At 41.6% G+C, this 20,553-nt stretch carries 17 protein-coding genes and 2 pseudogenes; 15 read left to right on the top strand and 4 right to left on the bottom strand.

Going from position 1 to position 20,553, the window contains the following annotated elements; all coding sequences use genetic code 11:
• Positions 1 to 276 precede the first annotated feature (276 nt).
• The 12 genes from DFP77_RS17325 (at position 277) to DFP77_RS17270 (ending at position 14,775) form a co-directional block, all read left to right on the top strand.
• Positions 277 to 888: a restriction endonuclease subunit S gene (locus tag DFP77_RS17325; RefSeq protein WP_114413471.1), complete on the top strand. Its 612-nt coding sequence runs from the start codon at positions 277 to 279 to the stop codon at positions 886 to 888.
• Positions 889 to 900: 12 nt separating this feature from the next.
• On the top strand, positions 901 to 2,415 hold the full coding sequence (locus DFP77_RS17320; protein ID WP_114413470.1) for a type I restriction-modification system subunit M: 1,515 nt from the start codon (positions 901 to 903) through the stop codon (positions 2,413 to 2,415).
• Complete coding sequence (locus tag DFP77_RS17315; RefSeq protein ID WP_114413469.1) at positions 2,408 to 3,427, top strand: PDDEXK nuclease domain-containing protein; 1,020 nt, start codon at positions 2,408 to 2,410, stop codon at positions 3,425 to 3,427. The genes DFP77_RS17320 and DFP77_RS17315 overlap by 8 nt, the downstream gene beginning before the upstream one ends.
• Positions 3,428 to 3,504: 77 nt before the next feature.
• Positions 3,505 to 4,755 (top strand): restriction endonuclease subunit S, encoded by a 1,251-nt coding sequence (locus tag DFP77_RS17310; protein WP_114413468.1) that lies wholly within the window; start codon positions 3,505 to 3,507, stop codon positions 4,753 to 4,755.
• A complete protein-coding gene (locus DFP77_RS17305) occupies positions 4,755 to 4,988 on the top strand; it encodes a DUF2188 domain-containing protein (RefSeq protein ID WP_114413467.1) in 234 nt (77 codons plus the stop codon). The genes DFP77_RS17310 and DFP77_RS17305 overlap by 1 nt, the downstream gene beginning before the upstream one ends.
• A gap of 8 nt (positions 4,989 to 4,996) precedes the next feature.
• The gene (locus tag DFP77_RS17300) at positions 4,997 to 5,935 is read left to right on the top strand and encodes a CBASS cGAMP-activated phospholipase (protein ID WP_114413466.1); all 939 of its coding nucleotides are present in this window, start codon (positions 4,997 to 4,999) and stop codon (positions 5,933 to 5,935) included.
• Complete coding sequence (locus DFP77_RS17295; RefSeq protein WP_114413465.1) at positions 5,932 to 7,461, top strand: nucleotidyltransferase; 1,530 nt, start codon at positions 5,932 to 5,934, stop codon at positions 7,459 to 7,461. The genes DFP77_RS17300 and DFP77_RS17295 overlap by 4 nt, the downstream gene beginning before the upstream one ends.
• 35 nt (positions 7,462 to 7,496) lie before the next feature.
• The gene (locus tag DFP77_RS17290; RefSeq protein WP_114413464.1) at positions 7,497 to 8,384 is read left to right on the top strand and encodes a GIY-YIG nuclease family protein; all 888 of its coding nucleotides are present in this window, start codon (positions 7,497 to 7,499) and stop codon (positions 8,382 to 8,384) included.
• Positions 8,385 to 8,577: 193 nt separating this feature from the next.
• Entirely contained in the window at positions 8,578 to 9,960 is a 1,383-nt protein-coding gene (locus tag DFP77_RS17285) for an AAA family ATPase (RefSeq protein ID WP_114413463.1), read from the top strand.
• Positions 9,944 to 10,579, top strand: coding sequence for an HNH endonuclease family protein (locus DFP77_RS17280; protein ID WP_114413462.1), 636 nt, complete (start codon positions 9,944 to 9,946; stop codon positions 10,577 to 10,579). The genes DFP77_RS17285 and DFP77_RS17280 overlap by 17 nt, the downstream gene beginning before the upstream one ends.
• Before the next feature lie 77 nt (positions 10,580 to 10,656).
• Positions 10,657 to 13,998, top strand: a complete 3,342-nt coding sequence (locus tag DFP77_RS17275) for a type I restriction endonuclease subunit R (protein WP_114413461.1) — start codon at positions 10,657 to 10,659, stop codon at positions 13,996 to 13,998.
• A 6-nt stretch (positions 13,999 to 14,004) separates the two neighbouring features.
• The gene (locus DFP77_RS17270; protein WP_114413460.1) at positions 14,005 to 14,775 is read left to right on the top strand and encodes a M48 family metallopeptidase; all 771 of its coding nucleotides are present in this window, start codon (positions 14,005 to 14,007) and stop codon (positions 14,773 to 14,775) included.
• Between the two features lie 69 nt (positions 14,776 to 14,844).
• On the opposite strand, the gene DFP77_RS17265 is transcribed toward DFP77_RS17270, so the two are convergent.
• The 3 genes from DFP77_RS17265 to DFP77_RS17255 are packed head-to-tail and all read right to left on the bottom strand — an operon-like array spanning position 14,845 to position 16,544.
• On the bottom strand, positions 14,845 to 15,102 hold the full coding sequence (locus DFP77_RS17265) for a hypothetical protein (protein ID WP_072842399.1): 258 nt from the start codon (positions 15,100 to 15,102) through the stop codon (positions 14,845 to 14,847).
• Positions 15,099 to 16,319: an Arm DNA-binding domain-containing protein gene (locus tag DFP77_RS17260; protein WP_114413459.1), complete on the bottom strand. Its 1,221-nt coding sequence runs from the start codon at positions 16,317 to 16,319 to the stop codon at positions 15,099 to 15,101. Before DFP77_RS17260 ends, DFP77_RS17265 begins: the two co-directional genes overlap by 4 nt.
• Positions 16,320 to 16,328: 9 nt before the next feature.
• Positions 16,329 to 16,544 (bottom strand): hypothetical protein, encoded by a 216-nt coding sequence (locus tag DFP77_RS17255; protein ID WP_072842401.1) that lies wholly within the window; start codon positions 16,542 to 16,544, stop codon positions 16,329 to 16,331.
• Between the two features lie 139 nt (positions 16,545 to 16,683).
• On the opposite strand from DFP77_RS17255, the gene DFP77_RS17250 reads away from it, so the two are divergent.
• A complete protein-coding gene (locus DFP77_RS17250) occupies positions 16,684 to 16,902 on the top strand; it encodes a helix-turn-helix domain-containing protein (RefSeq protein ID WP_072842402.1) in 219 nt (72 codons plus the stop codon).
• A gap of 152 nt (positions 16,903 to 17,054) precedes the next feature.
• Here the strand turns inward: DFP77_RS17250 and DFP77_RS17245 are convergent, their stop codons facing one another.
• Positions 17,055 to 18,029, bottom strand: coding sequence for an IS5 family transposase (locus DFP77_RS17245; protein WP_072842403.1), 975 nt, complete (start codon positions 18,027 to 18,029; stop codon positions 17,055 to 17,057).
• 681 nt (positions 18,030 to 18,710) lie between these two features.
• On the opposite strand from DFP77_RS17245, the pseudogene DFP77_RS17240 reads away from it, so the two are divergent.
• Both DFP77_RS17240 and istA read left to right on the top strand, forming a co-directional pair.
• Positions 18,711 to 19,873 (top strand): annotated as a pseudogene (locus DFP77_RS17240) (IS3 family transposase).
• A 3-nt stretch (positions 19,874 to 19,876) separates the two neighbouring features.
• Positions 19,877 to 20,553: pseudogene (istA, locus tag DFP77_RS17235) on the top strand (IS21 family transposase); the annotation flags it as partial.

The raw sequence follows: 20,553 nt of genomic DNA, 5'->3' as shown, positions 1-20,553 counted from the left end.
ACCGTCTAGTAAACGATAAGCATCTATTCCTTAATGACGCTTCTAATCGCATCAAATTCTTCATACCTTAAACGTTGGACTAACCATGAAATAACAATGCTATTTCTTCTTGTTTTTACCGAATAGCCCACTTACTCCATTACAATACTGCAAATTAAATTAATATAAAATAAAATAAACTACTTTATTTTGACGTCATTGGAATAATGTTATGTTTTATTGACGTTAACCCTTTTCTCATCCACACTGTGGCGAATCTAATAAAGGTAAATAAAAATGACTCAAACTCTTGGTGATTTTGTGGATATAAGCACCGGCTATCCGTTCAGAGGACGTATAGAGCCAAGCAAGGAAGGGGAGGCTTTTGTCGTACAAGCCAGAAATATTGGCCCAGATGGTGAGATATTTACGGACAGCTTGGTATGTTCAGAACTGACAGGGAAAAAAGACCCTGGTTGGCTTAAATTCAACGACATTATATTTTTAGCAAAAGGCACAAAAAATACAGCCTCGTTAGTCAAAGATCTGCCTGATAACACGGTCTGCTCCCCCCACTTTTTTCGGTTAAGAGTCAAAGCTTCAAAGCAAAAAAGTGTGCTGGCAGAGTTCATTTGCTGGCAACTGAATCAAGAAGCTGCTCAGCGCTATTTCAAGGTCTCCGCTGAGGGCAGCCTACAAGTCAGTATTCGAAAAACAATTTTACAAGACACGTCAATCGCACTACCCGATGTAGCCACTCAAAATAGCCTAGTAGAATTGCATCGCAACGTCATACGCGAGAAAAAAACCTATGAGAAGCTTATAGAAAACCGGCAGCTAGAAATGGCAGCCATTGCATCAGTATTGTTAAAGAAGCCAATGACAACCGACGAACAAAACGATTATTAAGGGATTTACACCATGTCTAATACACAAATCAATCAAGAAGACATCAACAGTGCAGTATGGAACGCTTGCGACACCTTTCGTGGTGTCATCAGCGCTGACACTTACAAAGACTTCGTTCTCACCATGCTCTTCTTGAAATACATATCCGATGTCTACCAAGACGATTATAAAAAACTGGTGTCTCAGTTTGGTGATAACCCAGACCTCATTAACGCAATGATGGAAAAGCGTCGTTTCGTTTTACCAATAGGCGCCAGTTTTTGGGATTTATTTGAGCAGCGAAGCCAACCTGGTAATGGGCAACGCATCGACCAAGCCTTACATGCTATTGAAGAGGCCAACGGGACCAAACTGCAAAATGTCTTCCAGGACATCAGTTTCAACACCGATAAACTGGGCCAAGAAAAGCAAAAGAACGATTTACTCCGCCATCTTTTAGAAGATTTCGGTAAAGACATCTTAAACCTCAGTACAGAACGCGTTGGCAGTTTAGATGTCATTGGTAACGCTTATGAATACCTTATTAAGCACTTTGCCGCAGGCAGCGGAAAAACCGCCGGGGAATTCTATACACCACCAGAAGTATCCGATTTATTAGCCACTATTTTAGAGCCTGTGGAAGGTGACCAAATATGCGATCCAGCCTGTGGTTCTGGCTCTCTGCTACTTAAATGTGGCGCTATGGTACGAAAAAACTCTGGCTCAAAAAAATATGCCCTATTTGGGCAAGAAGCCATTGGCTCTACATGGGCACTCGCCAAAATGAACATGTTTCTACACGGCGAAGACAACCACCGCATTGAATGGGGTGACACCATTCGTAATCCATTGCTACTAGATAAAGACAGTAACAATTTATTGCATTTTGACGTGGTTACCGCCAACCCACCATTTTCGTTAGATAAATGGGGCCATGACGATGCCAGCAGCGACCCTTATGGCCGCTTCCATCGTGGTATACCACCAAAAACAAAAGGCGATTATGCCTTTATCCTACACATGATCGAAACATTAAAACCAGGCACCGGCAGAATGGCAGTGGTTGTCCCCCATGGCGTGTTATTTAGAGCGTCTAGCGAGGGCAAAATTCGCCAACGACTCATTGAAGAAAACCTACTTGATACCGTTATTGGCCTACCAGAAAAGCTATTTTTTGGTACAGGCATCCCTGCGGCTATTTTGATCTTTAAAAAGCACAAAACCGACGACAAGGTGCTGTTTATTGATGCCAGCCGCGAATTTAAATCAGGCAAAAATCAAAACCAACTCACGCCTGACAACATTCAAAAAATCATCGATACCTATAAAGACCGTGAAACGGTTGAAAAATACGCATATCTAGCAAGTTTTGATGAAATCGCCGAAAACGACTTTAACCTAAACATCCCTCGTTACGTTGATACCTTTGAAGAAGAAGCCGAAATTGATTTGGCGGCAGTGCGCACCGAGCGGATACAACTTAAAAATGAACTGCAAAACCTTGAAGTAGAAATGGAAGGTTACCTGAAGGAACTCGGATATGAGTAACTCTGTCACTCATCAATACCATGAATTGGTTGATACTATTTCAACGGCATTTCGTGAAGGACAGCTAAAAACCATCAGTGCCATTAATGCTGGCCTAGTATTCACTTACTGGCAAATAGGTCAGCATATTGTTGAATATGAACAGCAAGGTAAAGCACAAGCAACTTACGGAAAGCAGCTGTTAAAACAACTCAGCACAGATCTAAAACTAAAACATGGCAAAGGTTTCAGCATCAGTAACTTGCAACGCTTTCGTCAGTTTTATATGCAAAACTCAAATTATGCGACAGTGTCGCACAATTTGAGCTGGTCCCATCATGTTGAACTATTGAAAATAGACAACCCAACTGAGCGGTCGTTTTATACCCAGCAATGCATCCACGCCAACTGGAGCATTCGTGAGTTAAAACGCCAAAAAGACAGCGGCTTGTTTTTGCGACTGGCTGCGTCCAAAGACAAAGAACAGATATTAGCCCTTGCCACGCAACAAGCGCTTGTTAACAAACCAGAAGATGTGCAACGCGACAGCTATGTATTTGAATTTTTGGGATTACCAGAAAAACAACATTACAGTGAAAAAGACCTAGAAGAGGCACTATGCCAGCATCTAGAGCAATTTCTGCTAGAGCTAGGTAAAGGCTTTACCTTTGTGGGTCGACAATATCGCATCACGCTAAACAACACCCACTACAAAGTCGATCTCGTTTTTTACCATCGCATTTTGCGCTGCTTTGTTTTAATTGATCTTAAAATAAACGATGTGAAGCACCACGACATTGGCCAAATGAATATGTACATGGGCTATTTTGCTGCAGAAGAAAACATCGAAAGCGACAACCCACCCATTGGTATTATTTTAAGTAAAGACAAAGACGAATTGCTGGTTGAGTACGCCACTTACGGCATGGACACGAATTTGTTTGTACAAAAATACCAACTGTACCTACCCAACGAAGAAGAGCTACGCCGAGAAGTAGAAGCGACCCTGATGGAGCAGAGCCATAATGAATAAAATGCAACGATTTGCGCATAAAAATGAATTACAAACCCTAGGAACAGAAATGGAAGGCTACTTAAAGGAGTTGGATTATGGTGCCTAATAGATGGACACCGTGTGCATTAGCTGATGTTACAAAGTGGTCTTCAGGAGGTACGCCTTCAAAGTCAAACCCTGACTATTGGGGAGGCGATATTCCTTGGATAAGTGCAGCATCAATGCGAGGCCATTATTTTTCTAGTTCTGAGTTGGCTATAACTGAGCTTGCTGTTAGTGAAAAAGCAAAAATGGCTGAACAAGGAACCTTACTGCTGCTTGTACGGGGAAGTATGCTTTGGAATAAAATTCCTGTCGGTATAACAACCCGAAGATTAGCTTTCAATCAAGATGTAAAGTGTATAGCACCAATTTCTACTAAGCTTGATATTTATTTTTTACTCTACTGGTTTTTGGCTAAAGAAAATAAGTTAATGGGGATGGTGACAGGAACGGGCATAGGCGCGGGTAAACTAGATACCAATGACTTGCAAAGCTTACATGTCCTACTACCTCCACTCCCAGAACAACGAAAAATCGCCACCATCCTATCCACTTGGGATAAAGCGATTAGCACCACAGAGCGCCTAATCGACAACTGCAAACAGCAGAAAAAAGCACTCATGCAACAACTGCTCACTGGCAAAAAGCGCCTACTTGATGATTCAGGTAAACCGTTTGTGGGAGAGTGGGTTAATGTAGCAATAGGAGATGTTGTTGAGTTGTTTAATGGTTTCGCTTTCAAGAGTAGTGATGCTTTAGAAATGGGATGTAAGTGGCTGAAAATAGCTAATGTTGGTATAGGTGAAATCAAATGGAAAGATTCGAGTTACCTGCCAGAAAACTATCAAAGTGAATATAAAAAATATTTCCTGAAAGTTGGCGACATTGTAGTTGCAATGACACGGCCTACATTAGGTAACCAATTAAAGATTTCTCGATTAAAAAGAAGAAGTGATGAATCGTTACTAAACCAAAGAGTCGCTAAATTAGTGTTTTCCGACAAGGTAAGTTGTGAGTATATGTATCAGTTACTATCCACAATTGAAGTAGCTTTAAAACTTAATAGTGCTTTGTTAGGAACAGATCCGCCAAATTTGAATGCAAAGGTTTTACATGAAATACAGATGAAGATGCCTCCTCTAGTTGAGCAACAAAAAATCGCAGCCGTACTTACAAATGCAGACCAAGAAATTGAGTTGTTGGAAAAACAGCTTGCTGATCTAAAACAAGAGAAAAAGGCACTTATGCAGCAACTGTTCACAGGCAAGCGCAGAGTGATAGTTGACGAAAAGGAGGTAGCATAATGTCAAAAGGTAAAAATCAACATGTTGTAAAACACCCTGATGGTTGGGCTGTGAAAGGCGCTGGAAATTCAAAGGCTACCAAAGTTACTCGTACACAGCAGCAAGCAATTGATGTTGCTGAGCAGATTGCCAAAAACCAGCAGTCTGATACAAAAGTTCACGGTAGAGATGGAAAAATTCGTGCTGGTAATAGCTACGGCAATGACCCACACCCGCCTAAAGACAATAAGTAAGGATACATATGACTTTTAAGATATTGAGTATAGATGGCGGGGGTATACGTGGTGTTTACCCTGCGCACATACTTAAATGTTTCGAAGAAAAGCTAGGAATAAACCTCTTAGAATCATTCGACATGATAGCTGGAACAAGCACTGGCTCCATTATCGCGGCAGGTATCGCCTGTGACATTCGCGCAAGTGAAATGGTAAACATGTACAAGGAACACGGTGCCGATATCTTTAAAAAGAGAAAGTCAAGAATCCCATTTAAGAAAGAAAGCGTAGCCACAAAGTTGATGCTAGAAAGCATTTACGATAGTGCGAGTTTATCTTCTGTTCTTAAAAGTGTATTTAAAGAAACAAAGCTTGGTGATATTACTAAACCGCTGATTTTACCTGCAACCGACATTGGTAACGGTGGAGTTCATGTTTTTAAATCTGCATATGACCCTAGTTTTCTGCGAGATAAGTTAGTAAAAATAAGGGATGCTGTTCAAGCTTCTTGCTCAGCGCCAACCTTTTTTGATCCTCATAAAGTTGACGAATATTTATTGTCTGATGGCGGACTGTGGGCAAACAATCCAGCACTAGCTGCGGTGATTGATGCTCAAAAAAGACTAGGCATTCCATATGATGACATTCAAGTTGTATCTATCGGTACAGGTCATTCAAAAGTAGCTTATGGATTGAAGCACAAAGGCGGTTGGGGATTCGCGTCAGGCTGGAAACATAAGGCATTTATTAACTTTATGTTATCTCTGCAAAGTCAAAGTGCTTTGAACTATTTGAAACTTCATTTAAAGCCAGAACAAATATTAAGAATTGATTTTGAATCAGATACTGAGTTGCCATTAGATGATATAACTGAAATAGATAATTTAATCAGTATGGCTGATAGAGATTTTACTTATAAAACTCAAGATATTAGGGACTTTATAATGGAAGGAAACCAACAATGACGCAACTCGTAACTAGAGAGCAAGCACTATTAGTCGCAGCAAAGAAGTTAGATATATCACCTTCGAAATATAAGCAGGCTATTGAGCGATTCAATTCGATGAAATTACACTTAGAGCAAGGTAATTACCCCGGTTCGTTCCACATACCAGAAGTATATTTGCAAGGATCATTTAAGCTTGGAACGGAAATTCGACCTTTCAAAAATAGTAAAGATGCAGATTACGACATTGACTTAGTTTGTAGGCTTGGGCACCTAAAACAGAATACACTGCCCAGTAATGTAAAGAGTCAGGTGGGTGACAGAATTAAAGAAAATGGGACTTACTTAAGGATACTGGATGATGAAGGCAAGCGGTGCTGGACGTTAAACTATGCTGTAGAGGATGGCGTGGGCTTCCACATGGATGTACTACCATCAGTTACAGAAAACAGCCCTTTAGCCCGACAACATTCAATTGCTGCAACGAATAAAGATAAAGATGGTAACTTCACTTGGACAACTAGTAACCCAAAAGGGTTTGCTGAGTGGTTCTATGAAAAAAATGGTGTCGCGTTTGATCGTGAAAAGTTAATTCAAAAGCAACAAGTATTTAATAATCAAAGAAATTTATACAACTCAGTTGATGATGTTCCTAATATCCACGTTAAGACACCATTACAACGTACAATTCAATTATTGAAAAGACATCGTGATGTCAGGTTCAGTCAGTCTGATATAGAAGATTATAAGCCGATATCTATGGTAATAAGTGTGTTAGCAGCACAGTGCTATCAAAATGAAAGCTCTATATTTGAGACCTTAAAAAATCTAGTCGCTAATTTTGAAAGGCATTCTAACCAGCTAAATAATCAGTTTATTTACAATCAAGCTTATGTCGGATCATTGTATTCGTTAATTACCAGAACAGCAGATGGCAAGTGGAGCATTCTGAATCCGACAAACCCGGGTGAGAACTTTGCTGACAGATGGCATGAAGATGATCACGCTAGAGCAAAAGCATTTTTCCAATGGGTCGGCTGGTTAAGAGATGATTTAATCAATATCAATCAAATTATTGAACATGATTTATTTACTAAATCATTGGTTGATGTTTACAAAACCTCCAGTTTACCTGTTTTGAATTTTCAAGTAGCGCATAAAGATTCTGGTAATTGGCCAATAACGATTAATCCTCGATACAGTGCAACGATCAAAGGAAAATACGAAACCAACGTGTATTGGAAAAACTTTAAATCAGGGCAACCTCTCCTTAAAGGAAAGCGTCTGAAATTTAAATTAAATACTGATGTACCACCGCCATTCAAAATATATTGGCAAGTTGTAAATACTGGGCAGGAAGCAAGAGACGCAGGACAAATGCGTGGAGAAATATCAGAGCATGCCAATAACAATAGTTCCGATATATTTCGAACCGAGTCAACATCATATTCTGGAGACCATTGGGTTGAAGGGTTTGTTATTAAAGATGATCGATGCGTAGCAAAGACTGGTGAATTTGTAGTTAGCATAAGAGATACATATTAAATGAATAATGGAATTAACCTTGCTGAAGGGATCGTATGATTACCCAAAAACGCCCTCGTACTATTCAAATATTTTTACCTACTGGCGACCCTGCGGGTATTCGTATTGCTGAGCAAACCACGTCGATTATTCGCTTAATTGAAGTGCCTCGTAGTGATATCGCTGAATTTGTAAAAATGCCAGAGGCCAAACAGGTTGGGCTATATTTTTTAGTCTCTGGCGATAGCAAAGACGAGTTGTATATTGGACAGTCGGGTGATGTAGGCAGCCGATTAATGCAACACTATAAAGATGAAAAGAAAGACTGGGAACGAGTGCTGGTATTGGTGTCGCTCACCAATAACTTAACCCAAACTCATGTGCTGTATTTAGAATCCCTGTCTATTGAAAAAGCCAAACTCTGCCAGCGATATGAACTGCTTAATGGCAATGGCGGGCAAAAGCCCCACACGCCGATTCCGCTTAAAGCCGATTGTGATGAAATTCATGAGATTGGCAGTTTGCTGCTAGCCACTCTTGGTTATCCAATTTTTGAACCTCTTGCTGAACAGTCATCTACTAAACCCGAACAGGTATTCATTTGTAACCGTGCCGATGTGGATGCCAGAGGCATATACACTAACGAAGGCATGGTGGTACTAAAAGGCTCCTCCGCCCCGATGACAACAACGCGCAAAACCGACCAGCGGTTTTACGATAAGCGCGACCGCCTTTTAGCTAAAGGGGTAATAGCAGAGCAAAATGGTCGTTTTGTTTTTCAACGTGACTGTTTATTTCCATCACCCAGTGGCGCCTCGATGTTTTTATTGCTTGCTACAGCTAATGGTTGGGTAAACTGGAAAACAGAGAAAGGCGTGACATTGCATGATTATCAAGGCAGGACACTTGAGTCAGCTAGTGAGCAAGTACACAGCGTGACATAACTCATTAGGTTGTTTTATTTCCTGCAGTCTATGACGGACCAAACAGACGTTTTCATTTGCGGGCAAAATGGGTGGTAAGTCGACTATAATTCGCTCATTTCAATAACGAGATGGTAGCCTAGGTACGACAGTTGTTTACTGACATACGTCGGGTTAAATTACATAACGAAAATTTAGAATCAAAGGCAAGCTAATGGAAGTTAAAAAGTTAACACTTCGTAATATAGGGCGTTTTGATACGTTAGAAGTTCTTTTAGCCCCTGCAGGAAATAAACAAAGCAATGTTACTGTCTTCGTCGGTAATAACGGTTCTGGTAAAACATCGATACTAAAGTCTCTTGCGACATCGCTCAGTTGGCTTGTCGCACGTATCCAAAGTGAAAAAGGCGTAGGCAGCCCAATCCCAGAATTAGCCATTAAAAATGAAGCGTCATCCGCTTCCGTTAACCTCGATGTGTATCACTTTACTGGCAATACCGCAGACCCTAATGCTGAAGGAGAGTCCGATGATGGAAGCTATTTCCCTTGGCGCGTTGCAAGAACACGCAAAGGTCGCAAAGCCTCATTGAAAAGTGATTACTGGGGCGTCACCTCTTTAGCCAATCATTACCGTACCTTACTGTCCCAGAACGATAAATCATCATTGCCTTTGGTCGCCTTCTATTCAGTTGAGCGAGTTGTTATTGATATACCTTTGAAAATAAAAGGGAAACACTCGTTTTTACAACTTGATGGTTATGACAAATCTCTCAGTCAGGGCGTGGATTTTAGACGCTTCTTTGAATGGTTTAGAGAGCGTGAAGACACTGAAAACGAATCAAGCATATCAGACGATATGCTTGAACAACTGCGTCTTGTTTTTGGTCACGACGATGAGAGCTGGGCAAAACTTAAAGAAATAAAAGCATCAAAAAGAGATATACAGCTGGCCGCTGTACGCTCAGCTATTTATGCATTTATGCCGGAATTTTCAAACCTGCGTGTACGACGTAAGCCAAGACTGCATATGTCGATTGATAAAAATGGCCAGACATTAAATGTTGCTCAGCTTTCTCAAGGTGAAAAGTCACTAATGGCACTCATTGGTGATATTGCGAGACGCTTGGCGGTTATGAACCCGTCGCTAGATAATCCTTTGATCGGAGACGGTATCGTCCTCATTGATGAAGTGGACATGCACCTTCACCCAAAATGGCAACGCCGTCTTATTCACCAACTTACCAGCACATTTCCACAATGCCAGTTTGTACTCACAACACACTCACCATTGGTTATCAGCGACAGTGAAGGGGTTTTAACCTACCTGATTAACGAGGACGAAGTGCAAGAACTGCCCTCACTGTATGGGCAGGATGCAAACACGGTACTCCTTGATATTATGGACACTGACATCCGCAATGCAGTGATAAATGAAAAGCTTACGCTTTTATATGACTCGATTCACGATTCTGAAATCGAAAACGCTAAGCAGCAATTAACAGAGCTACAACATACCCTACCCATAGACAACATAGAATTATCCAAGGCAAGGCTATTGCTTCGTAAAAAGGAGCTTAACCTTGAAAGAGATAATTAAACGATTAGGGTTTGAACCTGAGATTATAAAGAAGTGGAAAAAACACAATCCAATAGGTCAATATAGCGACCTTGGCGAAGTTGAAAGAGAAGCAATACGATCAGCGTGCTCCTCAGAACAATATTACCTGTGTGCATACTGCTGTAAGAAAATATCAGGTTCAACCAAAGACACCATGAATGAACACGTTGAAGCTCGAAGAATCGCACCTCAGCGCAGTTTAGATTTTTCCAATATCGTTGCAAGTTGCAGAACCTTTAAGCAATGTGATGACGCTCATGGGTCTCAACCACTTCCATTCTCGCCTTTAGTAAAAGCATGTGAATCAGAATTAAGCTTTACGTTAAGCGGAAAAATAATTGGCTTAACTGATAGAGCAAAAGAAGCGATAAAAATCTTAAATTTAGGTGACGAATTGACCGGTAACCGTTCTCTTATAGAACAAAGAAAGCAACTCGTTACTTCACTGTTATTGTGCAACGGCGTGGACCCAGAAGATGGGATAGAAGATAACGAAATTCTTAAGATGCTAATCCAAGACTTGTCCACACCTAAAGACGGAGAGTTGGAAGCCTTTTCACCGGCCGCGATCAGTGTACTCAAACAATGGGTTTCATAACTCAACCACATTAAAAATAAACGTTTAAAACAGTAGCCTTTGGTCCTGAGAGATCAATCAGTTAAAGAGTATTTAATATGGACATAACTCCGCCTAAAGCCGTCAGTTACTCGGAAGAATTCAGCGCAAAAATCCCAGCGTTGTCTTTACTCTCAAATCTGGGCTACACCTTTATTCCACCAGATAAGTGCGAAGCCCTACGTGGCAACCACGCAGGCATAGAGAAAAAAAGCACTCACCAAGTGATCTTGCTCCCCGTATTAAAACAGTTCTTAGCAAAGCAGTCCTTTCCCTTTGCCGGAAAAAAATACCTACTGTCCGATGCCGTTATTGATAAAGTCATTCATGAGCTGAACCCTGCAATGAACCTTGGGTTAAAAGCAGCCAATGAAAAAATTTATAATGCCTTACTGTATGGCATCAGTGTTACTGAGTTTATAGATGGGAAAAAAGCCTCTCCAACGATTCAGATAATCGACTGGCACAATATTGAAAACAATTCTTTTCATTTCACTGAAGAGCTGGTGGTCAAGAACGCAGAAGGTACCAGTAACCGTATTCCCGATATTGTCTGCTTTGTAAATGGTCTTCCTCTAGCGGTAATCGAAGCCAAGCGACCAGACTCAAAAAAGGAAGGTCGCTCAACAAATACCGAGGCGATTTCTCAGCATATTCGCAATCAAGGCCAAACCGAAATTCCTCACCTTTATGCCTACAGTCAGTTATTGCTTTCGGTCAATGGTCACGATGGTTTATATGGCACCTGCGGCACACCTGAAAAGTTTTGGGCTAAGTGGAAAGAAGAAGACTCTCACAATGGAATAACAGAAGCTGAGTTTATCCGTTTGAAAAATCAGGCCTTAGACGATCAACAGCTCAACCGGCTTTTTGATCACCGACCCACCTTCGCTAGAACACGATACGAGTCGTTAATAAGCGCCGGAGATTTGGCCGTGACCGATCAAGACAGGATCATCACTTGCTTACTACGCCCCGACCGTTTACTGGAAATGACCCGCTTATTCACTTTATTTGATAAAAAAGCAGGCAAAATCATTGCTCGTTATCAGCAAGTATTTGGTATTAAAGCGTTAATAGAGCGTATCAGTACGTTTGACCCTGCTGGCGCACGAGAAGGTGGTGTAATCTGGCACACCACCGGCAGCGGCAAATCCTTTACCATGGTATTATTATCCAAAGCCTTGATTTGGTTTGAAGAGCTCGCCCAGTGCCGAGTAATCATTGTTACCGACCGAATAGACCTAGAAGATCAACTAAGCCGAACTTTTTCATCCGGTGGGGTATTTACCGTACGAGATAAAAAAGAGGCTATGGCGACATCAGGTAAGCGGTTAGCAGAGCAAATCGGCCAAGGCAACGAACGAGTCATCTTTTCCATCATCAATAAATTTGGCTCCGCGGTAAAACAAAAGAACTGTTTTAACGACAGCCCAAATATTATCGTTTTGGTGGATGAAGGCCACCGTAGTCAAAACGGCGAAAACAACATTCGGATGCGACAAGCCTTACCAAAAGCCGCTTTTGTTGCCTTTACCGGAACCCCCCTATTAAAAGACGATAAGACAGAAAATAAATTCGGTAAGATCATTCACTCCTACACCATGCAACAGGCCGTTGAAGACCAGACGGTCACACCTCTATTGTATGAAGAGCGCATTCCCGATTTAAATGTGAATGACAAAGCCATCGATGCCTGGTTCGATCGCATTACCGAAAAGCTTACAGACGAACAAAAATCGGATCTGAAAAGGAAGTTTTCCCAGAAAGGCCAAATTTATCAGACCGAGGGTCGTATTGAGCTAATTGCTCACGATATTTCTGACCACTTCCAGAACTTTAAACAAAGACATTTAAAAGGTCAGTTGGCTTGCGACTCAAAAGCCACGGCCGTTCGCTACCAATATGCTTTGGATAAAATTGGCAAAGTCACTTCGGTACTTGCTATGTCTTCGCCAGACACCCGTGAAGGACACGAAGATGTGGATCAAGAAAGCAAAGACATCGTCCAAAAGTGGTGGAAAAATAACGTAGCAAAAACGTATCGTGGTGATGAAAAGGCATATACCTCAGCGATCATTAATGAGTTCAGCCGTGATGAAGGCCCCGATATCATGATCGTCGTCGATAAGCTATTAACAGGCTTTGACGAGCCCAAAAATACCGTTCTGTATATTGATAAACCCCTCAAAGAACACAATTTGATACAAGCAATTGCTAGGGTAAACCGCTTACACAACAAAAAACAGTTTGGTTACTTAATTGATTATCGCGGCATTTTAAAGGAACTAGATACCACAATCGATAAGTATCAAGACTTGGCCGAGCGAACACAAAAGGGCTTCGAGATTGATGATTTGAAGGGTTTATACAACCGAATGGACATGGAGTACAAAAAACTCCCAGGCTTACATCGTGATTTATGGGCCATTTTTGATGATGTGAAAAACAAGCAAGATGGCCCCGCATTAAGACAAGCATTAGCGCCAAAAATCCGCGAATCAGACGGGCATTTTAGTGATGCAAATTCGAAGAAAAGAGACGATTTCTATGCCGCTCTCACTGCATTTTCTAATTGTATGAAGGTTGCCCTTCAATCAGCCAATTACTTTGAGGACAAATTTTTTGATGGTACTTCCTCGGCTGAGAACAAACGGGATCTGTATAAACGTGATTTAAAATCGTTTGTTGAATTGCGGCTACAAGTCCGTGAAGATGCCAATGAAACCATCAACTATGACGAATACTCAGAAGACATTCGAAGCTTGCTCGACAAGCATATTGCCGGCATTGAAATAAAAGAGCCTGAAGGCGCCTATTTGGTAGGTAATTTGGGTAGGCACGCACAACCAGAAGAAATGACCAGCGATGAAGCTCGAAATCAAACTGATAAAATTACGGGGCGTATCACCAAAATGATTGAACAGGATTTGGCAGATGACCCTTATGCTCAGGAGCATTTTTCTAATCTTCTAAAAAAAGCCATTGAGGATGCGAAAGCCATGTTTGATGCGCCGGTCAAACAGTACATTTTATTTGCCGACTTTGAACAAGATATTAAAGAACGCAAGATGCCAGACATGCCAAACGATTTTGTCGACGCGTCTGGAAAGCTCAACAGACATGCACAGGCCTATTTCGGATTATTCAAACTTCTTTTTGATGATGAGCTCTTATCTGAAAAATCATTGGATAATAGTCGTTTGGTTTCTCTCGCGTTTGAAATTGATGAGGCTGTTACAACGGCTGTTGCAGAATATTCTATTAATCCAGCTGAAATTGAAAACGCCATCAGCATGAAGTTATTACCCGTGTTATTTGTTTCTATAGGTCTCGATAACGCTCAAAAATTGATAGAAGAAGTTCTAAAAATTACACGTTTAGGCTTAGCAAGAGGGTAAGGCGAAATGACAACACCCGGTGAAACTGGTCTTTTTACATATGGAGACAACGCCATTCAATATCACATCATTCGTAAACTAGCGGCCTGTGATGATGTGTTAAAAAGTAACCGAAAAGTTACGATAAAAGTGTATCCGGACCAAAAAGTAACAGCCTCAGCCCCTTTTGATGCGTCTGAAGAGCTCATAAGAAAAGCTGTGCTAAAGCGAGCTAGATGGATTTGGCAAAGCATCGAAGCGTTTGCTAAGCAAAAAAATACTGTGATACCGAAGCATTACGTCAGTGGCGAAACACAATTTTATTTAGGCAAACGTTATGTTTTAAAAGTGCTGGTGGATACTAACCAAACAAACAACGTCAAACTGAGTCGTGGCCAACTACAGGTAACATTTCAGCAGGATCACGAAGAGCGTACCAAGAAAGTAAAAGCGCTCGTTGATCAATGGTACAAAAATAAAGCTCAAGTGCTGTTTCAACAACGACTGACAGAAATACTCAGCAAAACCACGTGGGTGACAGACACGCCATCATTTCGTGTGATGGCAATGAAAAAACAATGGGGGAGCTGCTCCGCCAAAGGCCTATTAATGCTCAACCCTCACCTTGTGAAAGCACCTAAGGAATGCATTGATTACGTGATACTTCATGAGCTTTGTCACATTGCCGAACACAACCACAGCGAGCGATTCTGGCGACTACTCACACAAGTCATGCCCAACTGGAAAGAAGTAAAAGCCAAACTCGATGGTATGGCTGAAGTCTACTTAAATGGATAAAAACCACTCATGAAAAAGGGCCTAGCACAAACAGCTAAGCCCTTATTTATTGTTATTATCTATAACGTTTTACCAGCAGTCCCCTTGAAGAAATGCAGGAACACTTCCAACTAACGAACCTCTGAGCACCTCATAACTCGAAAAACGCTCGTAGTCACTCGTTAGCTTATCTTGAACCCATAGTGACACAGCTTCAAAGTTCGAAAATACTGGCGAGACATTGAGGATTGAAGCAAGCCCAACACCGTCGTTTATATGAAGGTCATCGATCAACATTTGTGATGTTTTTAATGCCTGAGGTGTCACCCAAATATTTGATTGTGTCATAGTGTTTTCTCCCCTTCAGCGGAACTCGAGTCACTTTTTCCAAGCATTGCAGCACTTTCTCTCTGTAATAAACGGTCTAATGCTGAACCGTCCTGTCGAGTCAGGTTAGGTACATACCGAGAGTAAACGCGAAATAACATCTCCGTCGTCGTATGCCCCATCTGACGAGCAATCCATTCTGGATTTTCACCCGATGCCAACCACAACGTCGCTGCTGTGTGGCGTGTTTGGTAAGGGCGTCGTTTCTTGAGATCCAACAGCCTTAGCAGTGGATACCAAATACGCTTCGTCACAGTGTCACTTCTAAGAGGCGTACCATCAATATTGCAAAATACTAACTCCTGATCATGCGTCATTTTGTATTGCGCTTTTAATGCGTCATAGACAGGCTGAGACATGTAAATCTCACGCTGCGAGCCATCTGTTTTAGTATAAGTAAACTCCCCTTTTACCCAGGTTTCACGAATTAGAATCTGCCGTTTTTCAAAATCAACATATTTCCATTTAAGACCATCCACTTCGCCAGTACGCATTCCCGTAAAAAACCGCACTGTGAAGTAACTTTTGAAGTCTCTTCTAACCAACTGAATAATCAAATTTACTTGATCTAAAGAAAACGGATCTATGTCTGTTTTCATGATTTTTAACGATTTAATTCCTTTCCAAGGAGAGGTAAACTCGTATCGGTCGGCGGCCTCATTAATAATCATTCGAAGAGGTGTCATTATCTTGTTGATTGATGCAGGCTTAAGAGCACTAGTTTTTCGTTTAAGTTCTTTGGCGAGAGTTGAACGAAAATTTAGTATGTCTGCTTTTGTGATGCTGCCGACTTCTTTTTCACCGAAGTAAGGTATTGAGTACACATCAATGCTATTCCTCACTGAAAGAGCATGTGAATTCCTCCACTCGATCTTTTTTTCATCAAACCAAAGCTCTGCAAACTCTTTAAACAAGAGCGTTTTTCTGGTTTTTTTCTCAACATGCTCAGCCAGTATTTCACCCTGCTCTCTGAACAACTTAGCCTTTTTACTATTTGGGAAATAATCCCAATACTTAAATGTGCCCAATGTAATTTCAGCCTCAATGCGATCAAGAATTTGCTTTGCTCGCTTCTTGTTCGCAGGGGAGTCCATCAGCTTAGTCTGCTCACGGCAGCGCTCACCCTTAAAACGAAAACCCAGCAGCAACTTACCGCTTCTAACGTTAATGCTTCCCATATACCACTCCTAGTGGACACCAGCCATCAATGTGTTAATAGCAGGCACTTTAAACATGTCTTCCTCTATCTGCTCCCAGATGTACAAAATTTTGCGACCACCGAACGGTCGAAAATAATGGATGCCCTCGATAAGAACCGTGTCTTTTAATTTGCGACGTATGGTCTTACTGTCGTACTTGATACACTCAGAAAGTTCTTCGGTTGTTAAGTATTTTTGATTCATAATAGATCCTATTGATTCTTTTATGACTCATTTGAGTCATAAAAGAACAATAGTAGGCTTTAATGACTCAGTCAAGATAAAAATGACTCAAATATGACTCATTTGATACAATAGGAAAAACTCTAATTGGAGAAGAACAATGCTGCGTGTCATGTTTAAGCAATTACTCGATGAGAAATCATTTAAAGAAGGCAGGAGAATTACTGTCGGAGAAGTAAGTCAAGATATAGGTATAAGTAGGGCTACTTTGACTAGGATAGCCAATCAGCCAGGCTACAATACCAATACAGATACACTTAGTGCACTATGTGACTACTTTGATTGTGAGCCAAATGAGCTACTAAAACGCGTGCTCTGAAAAGCTGCTCCAAGTTAGGGAAACTACGATTAAGAAGTTGCAAAACACTCAACTTCTCTTTTCCAAATAAAAAAGCACAGGATTCCATCTGTTTTGATGCTTTTCACCACTAAGCAAGCTTATTTAGCCTTGTTTAGTGGATTTTGAACGGATTAACCCCTTGCCGCCTGTATCATCTGGTCAACTCTAAACACATTAGATAAGGCAAACAGCATCGCCAGTTTGTTGTCGTTTTTCGCCAGCCCTCGATAGATCACTTTCCTAAAGCCAAACTGTCGCTTTATGATCCGAAACGGGTGCTCTACTTTTGCTCGGATACTGGCTTTGAGGTATTCTGTTCGGATTGGTTGCTTGTTGATTCTCGGGTGTCTCTTGAGAAGACGCACCTTACTTGGCATTTCTGCAATCAGCCAATCCGCCTCGATGTCTTTTAATTCCTCTCGTTTTTGTGCACCTCGATAACCTGAATCCGCTGAGATAAAGCGCTCCTCACCATGAAGCAGATTTTCTGTCTCTGTGATGTCATGTACGTTGGCGGCTGTTGTACTTAAACTGTGCGCCAGGCCTGTTCTCGCGTCTACACCAATATGAGCTTTTAACCCGAAGAACCATTGCTTACCTTTTTGAGTCTGGTGCATGTCTGGATCGCGTGCTTTTGCTTTATTTTTAGTCGAGCTAGCCGCTTCAATAATGGTGGCGTCGACAATGGTGCCTTCTTTTAGATAAATCCCAGCGCTAGACAACCACTTATTGACCTCTTTAAACAGCTGACGGGAGAGCTTATGCTTTTCCAGTAAGTGCCTAAAATTCATGATGGTTGTGTGGTCCGGGATAGCACTGTCCAGCGACAATCCAGCAAACAAACGCATGGACGTGATTTCATAAAGCGCATCCTCCATAGCAGGGTCGCTCATGTTGTACCAATGCTGCATACAGTGAATGCGAAACATGGTGGATAACGGATACGGTCTTCTTCCTTTTCCTGCTTTGGGGTAAAAAGGCTCAATAACGGCTTCAAGCTGATTCCACGGCATCAGCACATCCATTCGAGCCAAGAAAATCTCTTTACGTGTTTTACGACGTTTGTTGCTGAATTCGCTGTCGGCAAAAGTGAGTTGATGTGACATGGTTAGGCTCGAAGGTTAAAAATGAATTGTCTCATGCACGGGACTTATTCGCATCTTCCTTAGCTAAAAATCATTTTACTCACCATATGGTCACAAAAAGCGAAGGACATTTAATGCTGATTGAAGACTATTAGTTAAATATATAGTCCCTCCGGAGGGTACTGCACATGTATACCTAACATGTCTTTAATACACTTTAATCCAATTAAATCAGAAATTTATGAGGTAATTAAATTTACATGAAATGTGTATTAAAGTGCTTTAATAGATATTTAATAGTCAAAATTGATAATAGCATACTTGCAAAAATGCTCAATTAATAACCGATATTTGTGTAGTCAAATTTAGCGTTTTCCACTCGACTTTTGATAAGTTGCATATTTCGGAGCATTCCGAACAGCCATTTCGGTATGATCCGGCCACTTTTAAGCGAACTCCGAAATCAGTGATCGGATTAGCGAAATGTGCGGTCGGAATGACCGAAATCCTTCTTTTTTCTCTTTTAAATCAATAGCTCGCTATTCTTTACTTCTAAAACTAGAAGGTAAGGAAGCGACCATGACCAAAAAGAGAACCCCAATGAATAAAATTAAAGAGGTTTTACGGCTGAAGTATGTAGTGGTCTAATAAAACCGGACACCATTTTAGGTGGTAATATTGCCATATTAAGAGAGGTGTTCAATGACAAAGCAACGTCGCACATTTTCAACAGAATTTAAACATGAAGCCGCTAGCTTAGTGCTCGATCAAGGCTATCGCTTTACTGAGGCTTGTAAGTCTCTAGGCGTAGGAGAAACGGCTTTACGACGCTGGGTTGACCAGCTTCAAGGTGAACGTGGTGGGGTCACACCAACGACCAAAGCGCTTACGCCAGAACAACAACGTATACAATAGCTCGAAGCACGAGTCAGCAGATTAGAAAGAGAGAAAGCCATTCTAAAAAAGGCTACCGCTCTCTTGATGTCGGACGATCTAGATCGTATGCGCTAATTGATGAATTGAGAGAGCAAGAAGCGACCGAGATACTGTGTGGTTTGTTTGACGTTTCAAGAAGTAGCTACTACGACAACCTCAAGCGTGAGCAAAAGATTGATACTGAACGTCTAACATTGCGTAGCCTAGTCACTGAGTATTTCAATGATAGCCGTGGTGCGGCGGGAAGTAGAACGTTACAGAGTATTTTACAGAATGAAGGCTACACAATAGGTCGCTTTAAGGTAAGAAGCTTAATGAGTGAAGCTAGCTTACACAGCAAGCAACCAGGCGCGCATCGTTACAAGAAAACAGGGGGTGAATGTCTTGATATCCCCAATCACCTAAACAGACAGTTCAATGTTAGTACTCCAAATCAAGTCTGGTGTGGTGACATTACTTATGTCTGGGCAGGAAATCGCTGGCACTACTTAGCCGTCGTTTTGGATTTATATCGAAGACGTATTGTTGGCTGGGCGTTCTCATCAAATCCTGATGCAGAGCTTGTCATAAACGCGTTAGATATGGCTTACGAACAACGTGGGCAACCAAAAAAAGTGATGTTTCATTCGGATCAAGGAAGTCAATACACGAGCCGAAAATTCAGACAACGGCTATGGCGTTATCGTATAAGACAAAGTATGAGTCGTCGAGGAAATTGCTGGGACAATGCCCCCATGGAAAGAGTGTTTAGAAGTTTAAAGTCTGAATGGATTCCAACTACAGGATACAGAGCTCAAAACGAAGCAAAACGAGATATCAGTTATTATCTGATGGATTATTATAACTTGCGCAGGCCGCATCAATTTAATAACGGGTTGCCACCTGCCAAAGCAGAAGAGCAACCTAATTTACTGTCCGGAATTAGTTGACCACTACAGTACGACTGCGGCCTATCGAATCGTAGTATCGCTTCTTGCCTCAATCTCGGCTCTTCCACGATATCGGAACTCTTAACTCGCTTTAAACAAAGTCAATTAGGATGGCCACTGCCTGAGCACTGTTGCGACACCGATTTGACGCACGTTCTCTACCATTCAAAGAAAACCAGTCGTAAGAAAGTCATGCCTGACTTCACTCAATACGCGGTCGAACTTCGACGTAAGGGCATGACGAAGATGCTGTTGTGGCAGGAATATCACGAGCAATATCAAGAGCAAGCTTACGCCTACACGCAGTTCTGCGAGCACTTCACTCGTTGGTTTAAAACTCAGAAACGCAGCATGCGCCAACTTCACACAGCTGGTGACAAACTGTTTATTGACTACTGCGGGCCTAGGATCCAAGTGGTTAATCCTGAAACGGGCGAAGTTCGACAAGCCGAAGTGTTCGAGGCGACCTTAGGCGCTTCTAATTACACCTATGTGGAAGCCTTCCCAAGCCAGGGTAAGTGCGATTGGCTAGAAGCTCATGTTAATGCGTTCGAACACTTCGGGGGCGTTCCACAGCTGTTGGTTCCTGATAATCTACGCAGTGCGGTAACGAGAGCCAATCGCTATGAGCCAAGGCTGAACGACAGCTATCAAAAGTTGGCCAATCATTATCAAACCGC

The organism is Marinomonas foliarum (assembly GCF_003337275.1).
GTDB lineage: Bacteria > Pseudomonadota > Gammaproteobacteria > Pseudomonadales > Marinomonadaceae > Marinomonas > Marinomonas foliarum.
This window is presented reverse-complemented; position numbering and strand designations above follow the sequence as displayed.